General features: G+C 70.9%; 15 protein-coding genes and 1 tRNA gene. 7 read left to right on the top strand and 9 right to left on the bottom strand.

All coding sequences use genetic code 11. The features are described 5' to 3' along the window. Positions 1-2 precede the first annotated feature (2 nt). Together RKD23_RS18550 and RKD23_RS18545 are read left to right on the top strand one after the other, a co-directional pair. The gene (locus RKD23_RS18550; RefSeq protein WP_404037179.1) at positions 3-983 is read left to right on the top strand and encodes an alpha-ketoacid dehydrogenase subunit beta; all 981 of its coding nucleotides are present in this window, start codon (positions 3-5) and stop codon (positions 981-983) included. A 10-nt stretch (positions 984-993) separates the two neighbouring features. Then, the gene (locus RKD23_RS18545) at positions 994-2,445 is read left to right on the top strand and encodes a dihydrolipoamide acetyltransferase family protein (protein WP_424854685.1); all 1,452 of its coding nucleotides are present in this window, start codon (positions 994-996) and stop codon (positions 2,443-2,445) included. On the opposite strand, the gene RKD23_RS18540 is transcribed toward RKD23_RS18545, so the two are convergent. From RKD23_RS18540 to RKD23_RS18530, 3 genes are all read right to left on the bottom strand, one after another. Continuing rightward, positions 2,432-4,771 carry a hypothetical protein gene (locus RKD23_RS18540; RefSeq protein WP_424854684.1) on the bottom strand — a complete coding sequence of 780 codons (2,340 nt, stop codon included), beginning with the start codon at positions 4,769-4,771 and terminating at the stop codon, positions 2,432-2,434. The genes RKD23_RS18545 and RKD23_RS18540 overlap by 14 nt on opposite strands. 2 nt (positions 4,772-4,773) lie before the next feature. Further along, positions 4,774-4,845: transfer RNA gene (locus tag RKD23_RS18535), tRNA-Gly, on the bottom strand. A 109-nt stretch (positions 4,846-4,954) separates the two neighbouring features. Beyond that, the gene (locus RKD23_RS18530; protein WP_424854683.1) at positions 4,955-5,851 is read right to left on the bottom strand and encodes a D-alanyl-D-alanine carboxypeptidase family protein; all 897 of its coding nucleotides are present in this window, start codon (positions 5,849-5,851) and stop codon (positions 4,955-4,957) included. 185 nt (positions 5,852-6,036) lie between these two features. Between RKD23_RS18530 and RKD23_RS18525 the strand changes: the two genes are divergently transcribed. Beyond that, positions 6,037-6,687: a GntR family transcriptional regulator gene (locus RKD23_RS18525; RefSeq protein WP_424854682.1), complete on the top strand. Its 651-nt coding sequence runs from the start codon at positions 6,037-6,039 to the stop codon at positions 6,685-6,687. Further along, positions 6,684-7,991, top strand: coding sequence for an MFS transporter (locus RKD23_RS18520; RefSeq protein WP_424854681.1), 1,308 nt, complete (start codon positions 6,684-6,686; stop codon positions 7,989-7,991). The genes RKD23_RS18525 and RKD23_RS18520 overlap by 4 nt, the downstream gene beginning before the upstream one ends. A 93-nt stretch (positions 7,992-8,084) precedes the next feature. On the opposite strand, the gene RKD23_RS18515 is transcribed toward RKD23_RS18520, so the two are convergent. After that, positions 8,085-8,909, bottom strand: a complete 825-nt coding sequence (locus RKD23_RS18515; RefSeq protein ID WP_424854680.1) for a maleylpyruvate isomerase family mycothiol-dependent enzyme — start codon at positions 8,907-8,909, stop codon at positions 8,085-8,087. A gap of 183 nt (positions 8,910-9,092) precedes the next feature. On the opposite strand from RKD23_RS18515, the gene RKD23_RS18510 reads away from it, so the two are divergent. After that, positions 9,093-9,887 carry a carbon-nitrogen family hydrolase gene (locus RKD23_RS18510; RefSeq protein ID WP_424854679.1) on the top strand — a complete coding sequence of 265 codons (795 nt, stop codon included), beginning with the start codon at positions 9,093-9,095 and terminating at the stop codon, positions 9,885-9,887. On the opposite strand, the gene RKD23_RS18505 is transcribed toward RKD23_RS18510, so the two are convergent. Both RKD23_RS18505 and RKD23_RS18500 read right to left on the bottom strand, forming a co-directional pair. Further along, positions 9,884-10,375 carry an LURP-one-related/scramblase family protein gene (locus RKD23_RS18505; protein ID WP_424854678.1) on the bottom strand — a complete coding sequence of 164 codons (492 nt, stop codon included), beginning with the start codon at positions 10,373-10,375 and terminating at the stop codon, positions 9,884-9,886. The two genes, RKD23_RS18510 and RKD23_RS18505, sit on opposite strands and share 4 nt — an antisense overlap. Next, positions 10,372-11,355, bottom strand: a complete 984-nt coding sequence (locus RKD23_RS18500) for a GlxA family transcriptional regulator (protein ID WP_424854677.1) — start codon at positions 11,353-11,355, stop codon at positions 10,372-10,374. The genes RKD23_RS18505 and RKD23_RS18500 overlap by 4 nt, the downstream gene beginning before the upstream one ends. Before the next feature lie 52 nt (positions 11,356-11,407). Between RKD23_RS18500 and RKD23_RS18495 the strand changes: the two genes are divergently transcribed. After that, positions 11,408-11,800, top strand: a complete 393-nt coding sequence (locus tag RKD23_RS18495; protein ID WP_424854676.1) for a cupin domain-containing protein — start codon at positions 11,408-11,410, stop codon at positions 11,798-11,800. A gap of 16 nt (positions 11,801-11,816) precedes the next feature. Here the strand turns inward: RKD23_RS18495 and RKD23_RS18490 are convergent, their stop codons facing one another. The 3 genes from RKD23_RS18490 to RKD23_RS18480 all read right to left on the bottom strand — a co-directional run bounded on the left by RKD23_RS18490 (position 11,817) and on the right by RKD23_RS18480 (position 15,359). Continuing rightward, positions 11,817-12,077, bottom strand: coding sequence for a DUF6458 family protein (locus RKD23_RS18490; protein ID WP_404038342.1), 261 nt, complete (start codon positions 12,075-12,077; stop codon positions 11,817-11,819). An 86-nt stretch (positions 12,078-12,163) separates the two neighbouring features. Continuing rightward, on the bottom strand, positions 12,164-13,456 hold the full coding sequence (locus RKD23_RS18485) for a M18 family aminopeptidase (RefSeq protein ID WP_424854675.1): 1,293 nt from the start codon (positions 13,454-13,456) through the stop codon (positions 12,164-12,166). Positions 13,457-13,532: 76 nt separating this feature from the next. Next, on the bottom strand, positions 13,533-15,359 hold the full coding sequence (locus RKD23_RS18480; protein WP_424854674.1) for an acyl-CoA dehydrogenase: 1,827 nt from the start codon (positions 15,357-15,359) through the stop codon (positions 13,533-13,535). A gap of 142 nt (positions 15,360-15,501) precedes the next feature. Between RKD23_RS18480 and RKD23_RS18475 the strand changes: the two genes are divergently transcribed. Then, the gene (locus tag RKD23_RS18475; RefSeq protein WP_399643123.1) at positions 15,502-15,969 is read left to right on the top strand and encodes an SseB family protein; all 468 of its coding nucleotides are present in this window, start codon (positions 15,502-15,504) and stop codon (positions 15,967-15,969) included. Positions 15,970-16,018: the final 49 nt, after the last annotated feature.

The following is a 16,018-nucleotide window of genomic DNA, read 5'->3' as shown; positions in this document are numbered from 1 at the left end:
TCATGGCAGCGGAAAAGATGGCTCTGGCCAAGGCGATCAACGAATCGCTGCGCCGCGCTCTGGACGCCGACCCGAAGGTCCTCGTCATGGGCGAGGACGTCGGCAAGCTCGGCGGCGTGTTCCGGGTGACCGACGGCCTGCAGAAGGACTTCGGCGAGTCCCGCGTCATCGACACCCCGCTCGCGGAGTCCGGCATCGTCGGCACCGCGATCGGCCTCGCCCTGCGCGGCTACCGCCCGGTGGTGGAGATCCAGTTCGACGGCTTCGTCTTCCCGGCCTACGACCAGATCGTCACTCAGCTCGCGAAGATGCACGCCCGCTCGCTCGGCAAGGTCAAGCTGCCGGTCGTCGTGCGCATCCCCTACGGCGGTGGCATCGGCGCGGTCGAGCACCACTCCGAGTCCCCCGAGGCGCTGTTCGCGCACGTGGCGGGCCTGAAGATCGTCTCCCCGTCGAACGCCTCCGACGCGTACTGGATGATGCAGCAGGCCATCCAGAGCGACGACCCGGTGATCTTCTTCGAGCCCAAGCGCCGCTACTGGGACAAGGCCGAGGTCAACACCGAGGCCATCCCCGGCCCGCTGCACAAGGCGCAGGTGGTGCGCGAGGGCACCGACCTGACCCTCGCCGCGTACGGCCCGATGGTGAAGACCTGCCTGGAGGTCGCCGCCGCGGCCGCCGAGGAGGGGCGGAACCTGGAGGTCCTGGACCTGCGCTCGGTCTCGCCGCTCGACTTCGACTCCATCCAGGCCTCGGTCGAGAAGACCCGCCGTCTGGTCGTGGTCCACGAGGCGCCGGTGTTCTTCGGCTCCGGCGCGGAGATCGCCGCCCGGATCACCGAGCGCTGCTTCTACCACCTGGAGGCCCCGGTGCTCCGGGTCGGCGGCTACCACGCCCCGTACCCGCCGGCGCGCCTGGAGGAGGAGTACCTGCCGGGCCTGGACCGGGTGCTCGACGCCGTCGACCGTGCCCTGGCGTACTGAGGAGAGGGTCGTGACGACGATGACTGAAGCGTCCGTACGCGAGTTCAAGATGCCGGACGTGGGCGAGGGGCTCACCGAGGCCGAGATCCTCAAGTGGTACGTCCAGCCCGGTGACACCGTCACCGACGGCCAGGTGGTGTGCGAGGTCGAGACCGCCAAGGCGGCCGTCGAACTGCCCATCCCCTACGACGGTGTGGTGCGCTCCCTGCACTTCCCCGAGGGCACCACGGTCGACGTGGGCACGTCCATCATCGCGGTGGACGTCTCGGGCGGAGCCGCGCCCGAGTCCGCGCCCGCGCAGGCCCCCGTCGAGCAGCCGGCGCAGGCTGCCGCGGAGGCCGTCGCCGAGGAGCCCGAGCCGCAGGGCCGTCAGCCGGTCCTCGTCGGCTACGGCGTCGCCACCACCTCCACCAAGCGCCGCCCGCGCAAGGGCCCGGAGGTGCCGGCCCAGGCGTCCACGGCGATCCAGACCGAGCTCAACGGCCACGCCCCCGCAGCCCCGGCCGCCGCCCCGGCCCAGGCGGGCAAGGACCGCCCGCTGGCCAAGCCGCCGGTGCGCAAGCTCGCCAAGGACCTCGGCGTCGACCTGGCCGCGGTCACCCCGACCGGCCCGGACGGCATCATCACCCGCGAGGACGTCCACGCGGCGGCGGCCCCGGCCGCTGCGGCCCAGGCTCCCGCGCCGACGGCCGCCCCGGCCCCGGCTCCGGCCGCCGCCCAGGCCGCCCCCGCCCCCGCGCCGGTGGCGACGTACGACACCACGCGCGAGACGCGGATCCCGGTCAAGGGCGTCCGCAAGGCGACGGCCGCGGCGATGGTCGGCTCGGCGTTCACCGCGCCGCATGTCACCGAGTTCGTCACGGTCGACGTCACGCGCACGATGAAGCTCGTCGAGGAGCTGAAGCAGGACAAGGACATGCAGGGGCTGCGGGTCAACCCGCTGCTGCTGATCGCCAAGGCCCTGCTGGTCGCCATCAAGCGCAACCCGGACGTCAACGCGTCCTGGGACGAGGCGAACCAGGAGATCGTGCTCAAGCACTACGTCAACCTGGGCATCGCCGCGGCCACCCCGCGTGGCCTGATCGTCCCGAACATCAAGGACGCGCACACCAAGACGCTCCCGCAGCTCGCGGAGGCGCTCGGTGAGCTGGTGTCCACCGCGCGCGAGGGCAAGACCTCGCCCGCGGCGATGCAGGGCGGCACGGTGACGATCACCAACGTCGGCGTGTTCGGCGTCGACACCGGCACCCCGATCCTCAACCCGGGCGAGTCGGCGATCCTCGCGGTCGGCGCGATCAAGCTCCAGCCGTGGGTCCACAAGGGCAAGGTCAAGCCGCGTCAGGTGACCACTCTGGCGCTGTCCTTCGACCACCGCCTGGTCGACGGCGAGCTGGGCTCCAAGGTCCTCGCCGATGTGGCGGCGGTCCTGGAGCAGCCCAAGCGGCTGATCACCTGGGCCTGACCGGCACGTCCGAGGGAAGCACCGGGTCCGGCCGCAGCCAGTGGCCGCCGGTGCTCCAGCCCAGCAGCATCCGTCCCTCGCCCTCCCGGGCCGAGCCGCCCTCCGCGACCTGGCGGAGACCGGTGAGCGCCGGGGCGAGCCGGACGGCGACGTGCCACGGGTGGCGGGCCGTCTCCCCTGGTAGCCATGCCAGGGTGCGGGCCCGCCCGCCCGGGGTGCACAGTGACAGCTGGAACAGCATCTGCCGCCAGGCGTAGGCGATGTCCTTGATCGTGCCCAGGGGCCGCGGGTTGTGATGGACGCGCGCGGTCAGCCGGCACACGGTCGTGAAGGACCTCCGGGCCAGCTCGTCCCAGCCCGACCCGGGGGCGATGCCGACCCGGTGGACCAGGGTGGCCAGGTTGTGGGTGGTGAGGATCTGCGCCTGCTCGATCACCGTGCCGTTCTCGGCGACCCACGAGCCGCCTCCCGACCCGGGTGCCAGCTGTGCCGCCCGCTTCTTGCACAGCTCGGCGAACCCGGGTGACGTACGCGCCCCGTACGACCGCTGTGCCGCCTCACCGGCCTCGACGATCGCGAGGTTGCGCAGGGCGCGGTAGTCGATGGCGTAGTAGCGCTCGTAGAGGGAGCCGCCGCCCAGCAGCTCCGCGGCCACGCGCGCGGAGCTGAGGAACTTCGGGGTGAAGGTGCCCATGAAGATGTCCGAGGCCAGCTCCTCCACCAGGGGCGCGCCGAGGTCCGCCTGCCGGGCGAGCACGGACAGCTCCCGGACCAGCGGGTTCGGCAGGATCGTGCCCGGGAAGGCCTGCACGGCCAGCCCGCCCAACTGCCGCAGCGCGGCGGCGGCGACGTCACCGGCCTCCCCGTCGACGCGGTGCGCTGCGACCGCCCGCACCCACGGCAGCTCCTCGGCCCGCACCTGCCGCTCCAGGTTGAGCAGCAGCAGCGAGCGGCGGCTCCGGAAGGCCCGGTAGTGCGCGGCGGCCAGGGTGCGCAGCGCAGGGTCCGGGTGGGCCTGCGCGGTGGCGGCGGCCACGAGCTGCGGCACGAACGTGGCCAGCACCTCCGCCGACGGCACGATGCCACGCTCGACGAGCGTGCCGAGCGGCGCGCTCAGGGCGACCTCGACGGGCCGCCGTACGGCAGCCGGGATCGCGGCGCCGGCGGGCAGCCCGGTACGGGCCGCCTCGGGTCCGCTCACCTCCGCGACGAACGGCCCGACCTCCGCGATGCCGTCCTGCGCGGGCAGCTCGGCCAGCCGGTCGTGCACCAGCCGGGCCAGCGCGTGGTGCGAGGGCAGCGCGGCCTGGGCGGCCTGCTCCCGGCGCAGGGCGGAGTGCCGCTCCGAGCCGGGCAGTCCGCGCCGCCGGACCATCGAGGTCAGGGCGTTCCCCAGCAGCCCGAGCCGCCGCGGACCGAGCTGCCGTCCGGCGACGACGTCCTCCAGCGCGCCCCGCAGGATGCCGAGGTTCTCCTTCGGGCTGCGGTGCTTGGTGCACAGGGTGTGGTCCCGGGCCAGGTCGCGGTAGCGGGCGAGGAGTGCGGCGGAACGGCTGTGCCAGGCGTGGCCGCGGCCGGCCTGCGGAACGCGGATCCAGCCGTCCTCGCCGGTCACCTCCAGCCAGTGCGTGAGTAGTTCGTCACTGAAGGGCTGCCAGACGGCGAGGGCCTCGCGCTGGGTCTCCACGGCCGTGCGCGGCTGCCGCCGGGCCAGGGACGCGCGGGCCTCGGCGACGGTGGAGCGGTGGACGGCGTCGGCCCCGGGCGCCGGCCGGTCGGCGGGCCGGGGCGCGAACCGCAGCCGCCCCGCGAACGGCGCCAGCTCCTGTACGAGGTCCAGCGCGGCGTCGGTCTCCCCGGCGCGGACCAGCCAGGCGACGGTGAGCAGCGCCGCCTCCTCGGGCACGCCGATCTCGTAACGCCCGCTGTCGAGCAGGCCGCAGAGCTCGGCGAGCCCGTCCTCGGAGAGGAAGTACGCGAACAACGCCTGCCGGTCCTCGGGCACCCCGGCGCGCCGGGCGGCGGCGATCTCATGGGCGAGCAGCGGGCCGCCCGCGCTCGGCCGGCCGGTGGCGAAGCCGCCCCGGACGACCTCGGGCGTCACCCAGGCGGGCAGCCCCGCGACGGGAGTGCGCGAACCGACCGACAGCAGGCCGCCTGCCATCCCGGCCAGCACGGCACGCCACTTCTGGCCGCGTTCCTCGGCGCGGCGCCGGGTGTCGGGGTCCTCGTGGGTGGCCGCGGTCCGGAGCGCGGCTGCCAACTGGCCTGCCGCGTAGCCGGTGTTCACCTGGGCGGGATGCTGCTGCTCAGCGTCGTCGTTCATAGCCGACGTGGCGGGTGCTGCCCCCGCGCCCTCCGGGTAGGAAGCCCGGCGCTCTGCTGCTGAGCTACACGTCGATGGGTTCGACGGTAGGGGTGGGGCGAGAAGTCGTACAAATGGATTTCGCTGCAACAGGGCCCGCCGTGTCCAGCACGGCGGGCCCTGAGAGATGAAGCTGTGTGACCGTCAGGCCTGCTTGGCGAAGCCGTAGTTGAGCAGCTTCGTCGCGTCCGACTGGCGGGTCGTGGCGTTGGTGGACGCCAGGACGACGCCGTAGACCGTCTTGCCGCTGCGGGTGGCGGAGAAGGCGAGGCAGTAGCCGGCCTCGGGGCCGGAGCCGGTCTTCACGCCGGTGGCGCCGCTGTAGGAGCTGAGCAGCGGGTTGGTGTTGGTCCAGGGCGCCATCGTGCGGGTGGTGCCCGTGCTGGTGATCGTCTTGGCCGTGTACGACTTGGTCTTGACGATCGTGCGGAACGTGTAGCCCGTCATCGCGCTGCGGGCGAGCTTGGTGAGGTCGCGCGGCGTCGAGTAGTTGGAGCCGTTGCTGATGCCGTCGAACGAGTCGAAGTGCGTGTTCGTCATGCCCAGGTTCTTCGCCGTGGTGTTCATCTTGGAGATGAACGAGCTCACGCGCGCGGCACGCGTGGTGCCGGTGCCGAACTTGTCGGCCAGCGCGTAGGCGGCGTCGCAGCCCGAGGGCAGCATCAGACCGTAGAGCAGCTGACGGACGGTGACCTTGTCGCCGACGATGAGGTGCGCCTGCGAGGCGTTCCTCGACACGACGTAGTCGCTGTACGCCTTCTGGATCGTGACCTTGGCGTCCAGGTTCAGGTTCGGCTGCGACAGCACGACCTTCGCCGTCATGATCTTCGTCGTGGAGCCGGTGGAGCGCTTGACGTCGGCGCTCTTGGTGTAGAGCGTTCTGCCGCTTCCGTCGCTGACGTAGGCGCCCTTGGCGTACACCGTCGGCACCGTGAGTGCCTGTGCGGGGGCGGCGGCGACCGCGCCGGCGGTGAGCATGGCGCCGGTCGTGAGGCCGACCGTGATCGCCTGGCGGATCCGGGCGCCCGAAATGCTAGTCATCAAGAGGATTACCCCGAATGGTTGGTTAAGTCTCTTTTGATGCAGCCGAGTTGAGAGGGGGCAACAGGGCCGCACAGGGGAGACTCGCGAGATCGGGGAATGGTTGCGCTCCGACTTTCCAGAATCGCCCGTCCGCATCGTGGACGGCCCCTCGCATGCGTACGTGTTGTATCTATCCTGTCGGCATGACCATGGCCGTAAAGCAACCTCCCGCCGCCGAACGCGTCTACAGCCACGTCAAGCAGGGCGTCCTCGACCGCCGCTACGAAGGCGGCACGCTGCTCACCGAGGGCGAACTCGCCGAGGCCGTCGGGGTCTCCCGCACGCCGGTGCGCGAGGCGCTGCTGCGGCTGGAGGTCGAGGGCCTGCTCAAGCTCTACCCGAAGAAGGGCGCCCTGGTCCTGCCGGTCTCCGCGCAGGAGATCGCGGACGTCGTCGAGACCCGGCTGCTCGTCGAGGAGCACGCCGCCCGCAAGGCGGTCCCCGCCCCCGCCGGACTCGTCCAGCGCCTGGAGGAACTCCTCGAACGGCAGAAGCGCGAGGCCGCCGCCGGCGATCTGGCCGCCGTCGCGGTCACCGACCGCTGCTTCCACGCCGAGATCGTCCGCAGCGGCGGCAACGCGATCCTCTCCCGCCTCTACGACCAACTGCGCGACCGCCAGCTGCGGATGGGCGTCGCCGTGATGCACTCCCACCCCGACCGCATCGCCAAGAACATCACCGAGCACCAGGAGATCCTCGACGCGCTGCGCTCCGGCGACGCCGAGGAGGCCGTCTCCCTCGTCCACCGGCACGTCGGCTGGGTCTCGCACCTCGCCCGGGGTGAGGTGCGATGAGCTCGGCCTCGGCTTCAGCGACCTTGCCGGGCGACCCGCCCGGCGGCCGGCGCGCCGCGGCCGTCTGGGGCATCGGCGTCTCCGTCTACTTCGTCGCCGTCATCTTCCGTACGTCGCTGGGGGTGGCCGGCCTCGACGCGGCCGACCGATTCGATGTGAACGCCTCGGCCCTGTCGACGTTCTCGATCCTCCAGCTGCTGGTCTACGCCGGGATGCAGATACCCGTCGGCCTGCTCGTGGACCGGCTCGGCACCAAGAAGGTGCTCGGCCTGGGCGTCGTCCTCTTCACGCTCGGCCAGCTCGGTTTCGCCTTCTCGCCCTCCTACGGCACAGCCCTCGCCTCGCGCGCGCTGCTCGGCTGCGGCGACGCGATGACCTTCATCAGCGTGCTGCGGCTCGGCACCCGCTGGTTCCCGGCCCGGCGCGGGCCGCTGATCGCCCAGCTCGCCGGTCTGGTCGGCATGGCCGGCAACCTCGTCTCCACGCTGGTCCTGGCCCGGCTGCTGCACGGCATCGGCTGGACGGCCGCGTTCGCCGGGAGCGCGCTGGCCGGTGTGGTCGTGTTCGTGCTGTTGCTGCTGTTCCTCAAGGACCACCCCGAGGGCCATGAGCCCGAGCCCGTCCCGCACCAGGGTGCGGCGTACGTCCGTCGCCAGATCGCCGCGTCCTGGCGGGAGCCCGGGACCCGGCTGGGGCTGTGGGTGCACTTCACCACCCAGTTCCCGGCGATGGTGTTCCTGCTGCTGTGGGGCCTTCCGTTCCTGGTCGAGGCGCAGGGGCTGTCGCGGGGGACGGCGGGGTCGCTGCTGACGCTGGTGGTGCTGTCCAACATGGCGATCGGGCTCGTCTACGGCCAGATCGTCGCCCGGCATCACGGGGCGCGGCTGCCGCTGGCGCTCGGGACCGTGGGGGCGACGGCGCTGTTGTGGGCGGTGACCTTGTACTGGCCGGGTGATCGGGCGCCGATGTGGCTGCTGATCGTGCTGTGCGCGGTGCTCGGGGCGTGCGGGCCGGCGTCGATGATCGGGTTCGACTTCGCGCGTCCGGCGAATCCGCCCGAGCGGCAGGGCACCGCCTCCGGCATCACCAACATGGGAGGGTTCGTCGCCTCGATGACGACTCTGTTCCTGGTGGGCGTGCTGCTGGACGCGACGGGCGACGAGTACCGGGTCGCCTTCTCGGTGGTGTTCTTCCTTCAGGCGCTCGGCGTCGGTCAGATACTGCGGCTGCGCCGCCGCGCGGCCCGGCGGGAGCGGGAGCGGCTCGTTGCCAGCAGGGTCTCCTCCGTCCACGTCCCTGTGTGAAGCCGGGCAGCGTCCGTGCCCTGGGGGCTCCGCCCCCAGACCCCCGGCCTATGCCCACCCACCGCCCGACTCACCACCTCAAGAAGCCGAGCCTCACCGCGTCACCGTGAAGTTCCTCAGAATTGCCGAAGCCAGCTCCAGGTCCCCTTCCGCCTTGACCCGGTCGGACACGGACTCCGGCGTCACCCGGCCGCAGGCCAGGCGGACGTACGTCTCCCAGTCGAGGGCGAAGGACGCGGCAGGGCCGAGAGCCGGGACGGTCTCCAGGCTGCCGCGGCCCTGGATGTCGATGCGGATGGTGCGCAGGAACTCGACGGGGCCGTGGACGTCGAAGACGACCGCGGAGCTGCGCGGGGCGTTCGCGCGGACGGCGACGACCTCGGGCAGGGCGTCCAGCAGGACGTCACGGACGATGTACGCGCCGGGGGAGTCGAGGTCGCCGGGCCGGCCGAGGGCGGTGCGCAGGTCCTGCTCGTGCACCCACATCTCGAAGGCGTGGTTGCGCATGGCCTCCTCGAGCGTCAGCTCGGCGCCGAGCGGGCCGCGGACCTTGGTGCCGGGGTCGCGGGACTCGTTGCGCAGCTGGCGGTTGCGGCGGATGACCGTGTACTCCAGCTCGGCCGTCATCTCCGGCGCCGTGTGGTGGCGGCGGACGTCGACCTGCATCTCCGTGTAGCGCTGGTGGTCGTTGGTGACGTGGAACAGGTCGCGCGGCAGCGTGTGGATGGGCCGCGGGTCGCCGAGCATCTCGCTGTCCAGGCCGATGACATGCGAGACGACATCGCGCACGGACCAGCCCGGGCAGGGGGTGCGACGGTTCCAGTCGGCCTCCACCAGCTGCTGCACCAGCTCGGATATCGCGTCGATGGAGTGGGTCCAGGCGTCGGCGTAGGGCTGGAGGGTGGGATGCAGACTCACGGAAACGGGACCCCTCGGCGGTCGGTGCACGGGCTGGTGGTGGCGGCGTTGCCAGTGGGAGGTGGCGGCTGTCGGCGGGTGTCTTGGAACGCTAAGTTACGCTGCTGCGAGGCACCCCGGCAGTGCTTTCGTGTGACGATCGTAGGCCGGTGTCGACGGCCCGAATGCCAGGACGGTGGTAGTGTGCGCGCCTCTCTGATCCAGATCGCCGTAGACGAGGGCGAATCGGTCGCCTCCCGCAGACAGCGGGCCGCGTCGCTGGTACGGGGTCAGGCCGGGGCCGACCTCGTCGTCCTGCCGGAGCTGTGGACCACGGGGGCCTTCGCGTACGAGGAGTTCGGGCGCGAGGCCGAGCCGCTTCAGGGGCCGACGTACGAGGCGATGGCGAAGGCGGCGAGCGACGCGGGCGTGTGGCTGCACGCCGGTTCGATCCCCGAACGTGACCCAGAGGGGCCGCTGTACAACACCTCCCTGGTCTTCTCCCCCTCCGGAGACCTCGTCGCCGCGTACCGCAAGATCCACCGCTTCGGCTTCGACAAGGGCGAGGCGGTGCTGATGGGCGCGGGCGAGGAACTGGTGACGGTCCGTCTGCCGGAGACGACCCTCGGCCTCGCGACCTGTTACGACCTCCGCTTCCCCGAACTCTTCCGTGGTCTCGTCGACGCCGGCGCCGAGACCCTCGTCATTCCCGCGGGCTGGCCGGAGCGGCGGCGGGCCCACTGGACGCTGCTGGCTCAGGCGCGGGCGGTGGAGAACCAGTCGTTCGTCCTTGCCTGCGGAACGGCCGGGACGCACGCCGGAGTTCCCCAGGCGGGTCACTCGATCGTGGTCGATCCCTGGGGCGAGGTGCTGACGCAGGCCGGGGCGGACGAGGAGATCCTCACGGTGGAGTTCGACCCGGCCAAGGTCGCGACGACGAGGGACCAGTTCCCGGCCCTGAAGGACAGGGTCCTGGGTCTGGAGCCCCCGAGGAGCTAGTCCTCGCGCTCCTTCTCCGCCAGGTGGATCACACACACCGTCACCGCGATCAGCAGCGCGGGGTCCGCGTCGTCCCGTACGACGTCCAGGCCGTAGGTGTCCCGGACGTGCAGCCACCGCCGTGACACGACGGCCAGCAGCTCACCGTCGTACTCGATCGCGAACTCCCGGTCGGCGATCTTGCCGCTGACGTCCAGCTCGGTGCCGTCGACGAGGGTCACCCGGTAGTGGTTGCGCAGCAGAGACAGCCGCTTGCGCCGGATGGTCGCGAGCGGCTCGTCGTCCCGCTCGATCACCATCGTGTCCCGCAGGGCGAACATCTTCTGCCGGATGTCCACCAGCACCCGGCCCTGCCGGTCCTTCAGCTCGAAGGTGTCCCGCACCCGCATCGCCTTGCCGTCGACGAGGTACACCTTCTCGCCGCTGTCGTCCTCGATCCAGTAGTCCTCACCGAATCCGAGCAGCCGGTCACGCACCTGGAATCTCATGCCCTCACCGGTTCCCCGGCTCCGGGTCCGAAACGCCGCCGATACGCCGAAGGGCTGAGCCCCGTCTCCCTGCGCAGCCGGGCACGCAGGTTGGCGGCCGTGCCGAGGCCGCTGCGCTCGGCCACGACCTCCAGGCGGTTCTCGCCCCGCTCGATCAGGCGGCAGGCCAGGGCGACGCGTTCGCTGGTGAGCCAGGCCAGGGGGGTCGTGCCCAGCTGGGACTGGAAGCGGCGGTGGAGGGTGGCCGGGGAGACCGAGGCGTGGGCCGCCAGGTCGGCCACCGTGAGCGGCTCGCCCAGGCGTTCCTGGGCCCAGGCCAGCAGGGGGGAGAGGGACTCGTCGCGGATCTCGGGCACAGGGCGTTCCACGAACTGGCGCTGGCCGCCGTCGCGGTGGGCGGCGAAGACCAGGCGGCGGGAGACGTGGTTGGCGATCTCGGCGCCGTGGTCACGGCGTACGACGTGCAGGCCGAGGTCGAGGGCCGAGGCGCTGCCGGATGCCGTGAGGATGTCGCCGTCGTCGACGAAGAGCACGTCGGGCTCCAGGAGGACCTGAGGGAAGCGGGTCCGGAAGGACTCCGCCCACATCCAGTGGCAGGCCGCCCGCCGCCCGTCCAGCAGCCCCGCCTCCGCCATGGTGAACGCGCCCGAGCAGAAGCCGATCAGGCGGGCCCCCCGCGCATGGGCCCGCCTGATCGTGTCCAGTACCTCGGGGGCGCGCGGCACCTCCGTGTCCGGCCGGTTCGGCACGATCAGGGTGTCCGCGTCCTCGGCCGCCTCCAGACCGGCGACCCCGGTCAGGGTGAAGAACCCGTCCCTCATCCTCGTATGCGATCCGGCCGCGCACAGGCGGAAGTCGTACAGCCGTCGGCCCAGCTCCGGCCGGTCCAGGCCGAAGATCTCGATGGCGCAGCTCATCTCGAAGGGGTTGGAGTTCTCGTCGACGATCAGCACCACACGATGAGAGGATTCTTGCGGCATGTGCGATTCCTAGCACTCGCGGCCGCCCCACGCCACCGGCCAGCATCGACGCATGACCGACGAACCCGTTTCCCTGGCCGCCGCGCTCGACTCCTTCACCCAGCAGTGGAGCCCGCGCATCGTCACCACCGTCAACGACTACGACGTCCGCGTCGCCAAGGTCGAGGGCGAGCACCTGTGGCACGCCCACGACGACACCGACGAGTTCTTCCTCGTCCTCAGCGGTGAACTGCACATCGGGCTGCGGGAGAAGGACGGTGAGCGCACCGTCGTGCTGCCCCGTGGCTCCGTCTTCACCGTCCCGCGCGGGACCGAGCACAAGCCGTACGCGCCCGTCCCGACCGAGATTCTCGTGCTGGAGCCCACGGGCACCTCGACCGTCGGCGACCGCCACGAGGAGGTCCCCTCCCACGTGGACGCGACCACGGGCCACGCGCTGGCGTGACTCACCCGGGCCCGACTCACACGCCGTATCCGTCCGTGTAGTCGTCCCGGCGGTGGTGACGGTGGTGGTGTACGTCGTCCTCGACCACGGGTGTGGCCGGTGGGACGACCACCCGCCGGCGGCGGGCGATGCTGCTGAACGTGGTGACGCCGATCAGGCCCACGATCATGAGAATGAGACCGACGAGGTCGAGGTTGACCCCCTCCATGTCCCAGTCGGTCGCGAACGTGAGGATGGCTCCCACGGCGATGAGGATGATGCATCCGCCCAGGCCCATCAGACCTGCCTCCCTCATAGGGATGTCGTGTGCTCGGAGGGTCCGGGTACCCCGGACCCTCCCGTCGGACACCCGGGAGGGGCTGATCAGCCTTCGAGGAACGCCGTCAGAGCCCGGGTCAGCAGCAACGGGTCCTCGGCGCCGCACAGTTCACGGACGCTGTGCATCGACAGGATCGCGACGCCGATGTCGACCGTGCGGATGCCGTGCCGGGCGGCGGTGATCGGGCCGATCGTGGTGCCGCAGGGCATGGAGTTGTGCGAGACGAACGACTGGAAGGGCACGCCCGCCTTCTCGCAGGCCGCCGCGAAGATCGCCCGGCCCGAACCGTCCGTGGCGTAGCGGTTGTTGACGTTGACCTTGAGGATCGGTCCGCCGTTGACCCGCGGGTGGTGCGTCGGGTCGTGCCGCTCGGCGTAGTTGGGGTGCACGGCGTGGCCCGTGTCGGAGGACAGGCAGACCGTGCCCGCGAAGGCCCTGGCCCGGTCCTCGTACGACCCTCCGCGCGCGAACACCGAGCGCTCCAGGACGCCGCCCAGCAGCGGGCCGTCGGCGCCGCTGTCGGACTGGGAGCCGTTCTCCTCGTGGTCGAAGGCGGCCAGCACCGGGATGTACGGCAGGTCCTGCCCGGCGACGGCGGTCAGCGCGGCCACGCCCGCGTGCACGGACAGCAGGTTGTCCATGCGCGGCCCGGCCACCAGCTCGCGGTCGCGGCCCAGGTAGGCGGGCGCCTCCACGGAGTGGGTCATCAGGTCCCAGCCGGTGACCTGGCCCGCAGGGATGCCGGCCTCCTCCTCCAGGAAGGCGATCAGGTCGCCGCCCTGCACCTCGTCGCCGAGCCCCCACACGGGCTGCAGATGCCGCTGCTTGTCGAGCTTGAGGCCGTCCGAGGACACCGAGCGGTCCAGGTGGATGGCGAGCTGCGGGACGCGCAGCAGCGGGCGGTCGACGTTCACCAGGCGCGTCGAGCCGTCCCGCAGGGTCAGCCGGCCGGCCAGGCCCAGGTCCCGGTCGAGCCACGAGTTGAGCAGCGGCCCGCCGTAGATCTCCACGGCCACCTGGCGCCAGCCGTGCGCCCCGGTGTCGGGCTGCGGCTTCACCCGCAGGTTGGGCGAGTCGGTGTGCGCGCCGACGATCCGGAACGGCGTGTGCGCCGCCGCGCCCTCGGGGACGTACCAGGCCACGATGGCGCCGCCGCGCGTCACGTACTTGCCGCCGCTCGTGCCTTCCCAGGCATCCGTCTCCGCGACCTGGCGAAAGCCGGCCTTCTCCAGCCGCTCGGCCGCGGTCGCCACGGCGTGGTACGGCGTCGGGCTGGCCGTCAGGAAGGACATGAGGTCGTCGGTGTGTCCGCGATCACTGCGGGGGGGTTCGCTCATGGGGTTCACCTTAACGACGTACGAGGGCCCGCTCCCCTGGTTGGGAAGCGGGCCCTGGTGAGGGTTGTGAGGGCGACTAGAAGGCGGTCTCGTCCAGCTCCATGAGGTCCAGCTCGACGTTCTCCGAGACCTTGCGGGCCAGGGTCACGCCGGGCAGGACGTTGGCCGCGAAGAACTTCGCCGCGGCGATCTTGCCGGTGTAGAAGGCCTTGTCCTTGGCGGAGGCCGTCGGCAGCTTCTCGGCGGCGATCGCGGCGCCCTTGAGCAGCAGGTAGCCGACGACGACGTCACCGGAGGCCATCAGCAGGCGGGTCGTGTTCAGACCGACCTTGTAGATGTTCTTGACGTCCTGCTCGGTGGCGGCGAGGTCGGTGAGCATCAGGCCGACGATGGCCTCCAGCTCGACGGCCGCCTTGGCCAGGTGCTCACGGGCGCCGGCCAGCTCGTCGCCGCCGGTGCCGAGCGCGAGGAACTTCTTGATGTCCTCGGCCAGGGAGTTCAGGGCCGCGCCCTGGTTGCGGACGATCTTCCGGAAGAAGAAGTCCTGGCCCTGGATGGCCGTGGTGCCCTCGTAGAGGGTGTCGATCTTGGAGTCCCGGATGTACTGCTCGATCGGGTACTCCTGCAGGAAGCCGGAGCCGCCGAAGGTCTGCAGCGACTGGGCGAGCTGCTCGTAGCCCTTCTCGGAGCCGTAGCCCTTGACGATCGGCAGGAGCAGGTCGTTCAGGGCCTCCAGAGCGGAGACGTCCTCGCCCGCCGCCTCCTTGATCTGGATCTCGTCCTGGATGGAGGCGGTGTAGAGGACCAGGGCGCGCATGCCCTCCGCGTACGCCTTCTGCGTCATCAGCGAGCGGCGGACGTCCGGGTGGTGCGTGATGGTGACCTTGGGCGCGGTCTTGTCCATGAAGTTCGCCAGGTCGGGGCCCTGGACGCGCTCCTTGGCGTACTCCAGGGCGTTGAGGTAGCCCGTGGAGAGGGTGGAGATCGCCTTCGTGCCGACCATCATGCGGGCGAACTCGATGATGCGGAACATCTGGCGGATGCCGTCGTGCTTGTCGCCGATCAGCCAGCCCTTGGCGGGGTGCTGGTCGCCGAAGGTCATCTCGCACGTGTTGGAGGCCTTCAGGCCCATCTTGTGCTCGACGTTGGTGGCGTAGACGCCGTTGCGCTCGCCCAGCTCGCCGGTCTCGAAGTCGAAGAGGTACTTCGGGACGAGGAAGAGGGACAGGCCCTTGGTGCCGGGGCCTGCGCCCTCGGGGCGGGCCAGCACGTAGTGGAGGATGTTCTCCGACATGTCGTGCTCACCGGAGGTGATGAAGCGCTTCACGCCCTCGATGTGCCAGGAGCCGTCCTCCTGCTGCACGGCCTTGGTGCGGCCGGCGCCCACGTCCGAGCCGGCGTCCGGCTCGGTGAGGACCATGGTGGAGCCCCACTGCTTCTCGGTGGCGACCTTGGCGATGTGCTTCTGGACCTCGTTGCCCTCCTCGAAGAGGATGCCGGCGAACGCGGGGCCCGAGGAGTACATCCACACGGCCGGGTTGGCGCCCAGGATCAGCTCGGCGTAGGCCCAGATGAGCGAGCGGGGCGAGGTGGTGCCGCCGATCTCCTCGGGCAGGCCCAGGCGCCAGTACTCGGAGTCCATGAAGGCCTGGTAGCTCTTCTTGAACGACGCCGGGACCGGGGCGGTGTTCGTCTCCGGGTCGAAGACCGGCGGGTTGCGGTCGGCGTCGATGAAGGACTCGGCCAGCTCGTTCTCGGAGAGGCGGGTCAGCTCCTCCAGGACGCTCTTGGCGGTCTCGACGTCCATCTCCTCGAACGGGCCGGTGCCGTACACCTTGTCGCGCCCGAGTACTTCGAAGAGATTGAACTCGATGTCGCGGAGATTCGACTTGTAGTGCCCCATGGCGACGGCTCCGTAGAGAGATCGGCGAGGCACTGGATCCTCGCGCTAGTTCACGTACCAACAAGTAGCTACGATGATGCTACCCGCCAGTAATAAGACGCAACCCCGATCCGGCCATCTGTGACTGGTTACTCTTTCTGGCATGTACGGCTACGACCAGAACGTCGGTGGTGCTCAGCAGCAGTACGCCGCTCCCCAGCAGCCGATGTCCGGCGGATACGGGCAGCAGCCGCCGCTGTATCCCGAGCCGTCCCCGCCCTCGCTCGCGGACGCGGTGCGCGCCTTCACCACGGGCCAGCTGGCCGCGGAGGACTTCCAGCAGGTCTTCGCCACCTCCAAGGTGTACTGCCCGCGCGGTGACAACCCCGGCTTCCTCGCCCTGCACAACACCCAGCAGCCGGTGATCCCGATGTTCACCTCGCTGAAGGAGCTGCGCCGGTACGCGGGCAAGGAGTCCAAGTACTTCGTCATCACCGGCGCCGAGGTGATCGACCTGCTGCCGACCGGCTACGGCTTCGTCCTCGACATGGAGGGCGAGCACCGGATCGTCTTCGACGCCAAGGCGGTCGAACAGATGGTCGAGTTCGCGATGCGCCGGATGTACGGCTGAGACGTGGTGAGACCCGCGTGACGGCTGATTCCAGCCGGTCGGTGGCTGA

Origin of the sequence: Streptomyces sp. SAI-170, assembly GCF_049739565.1 — a bacterium.
Lineage (GTDB): Bacteria > Actinomycetota > Actinomycetes > Streptomycetales > Streptomycetaceae > Streptomyces.
Note: the sequence above shows the minus strand (reverse complement) of the source record. Positions and strands in the feature narration are given on the sequence as shown.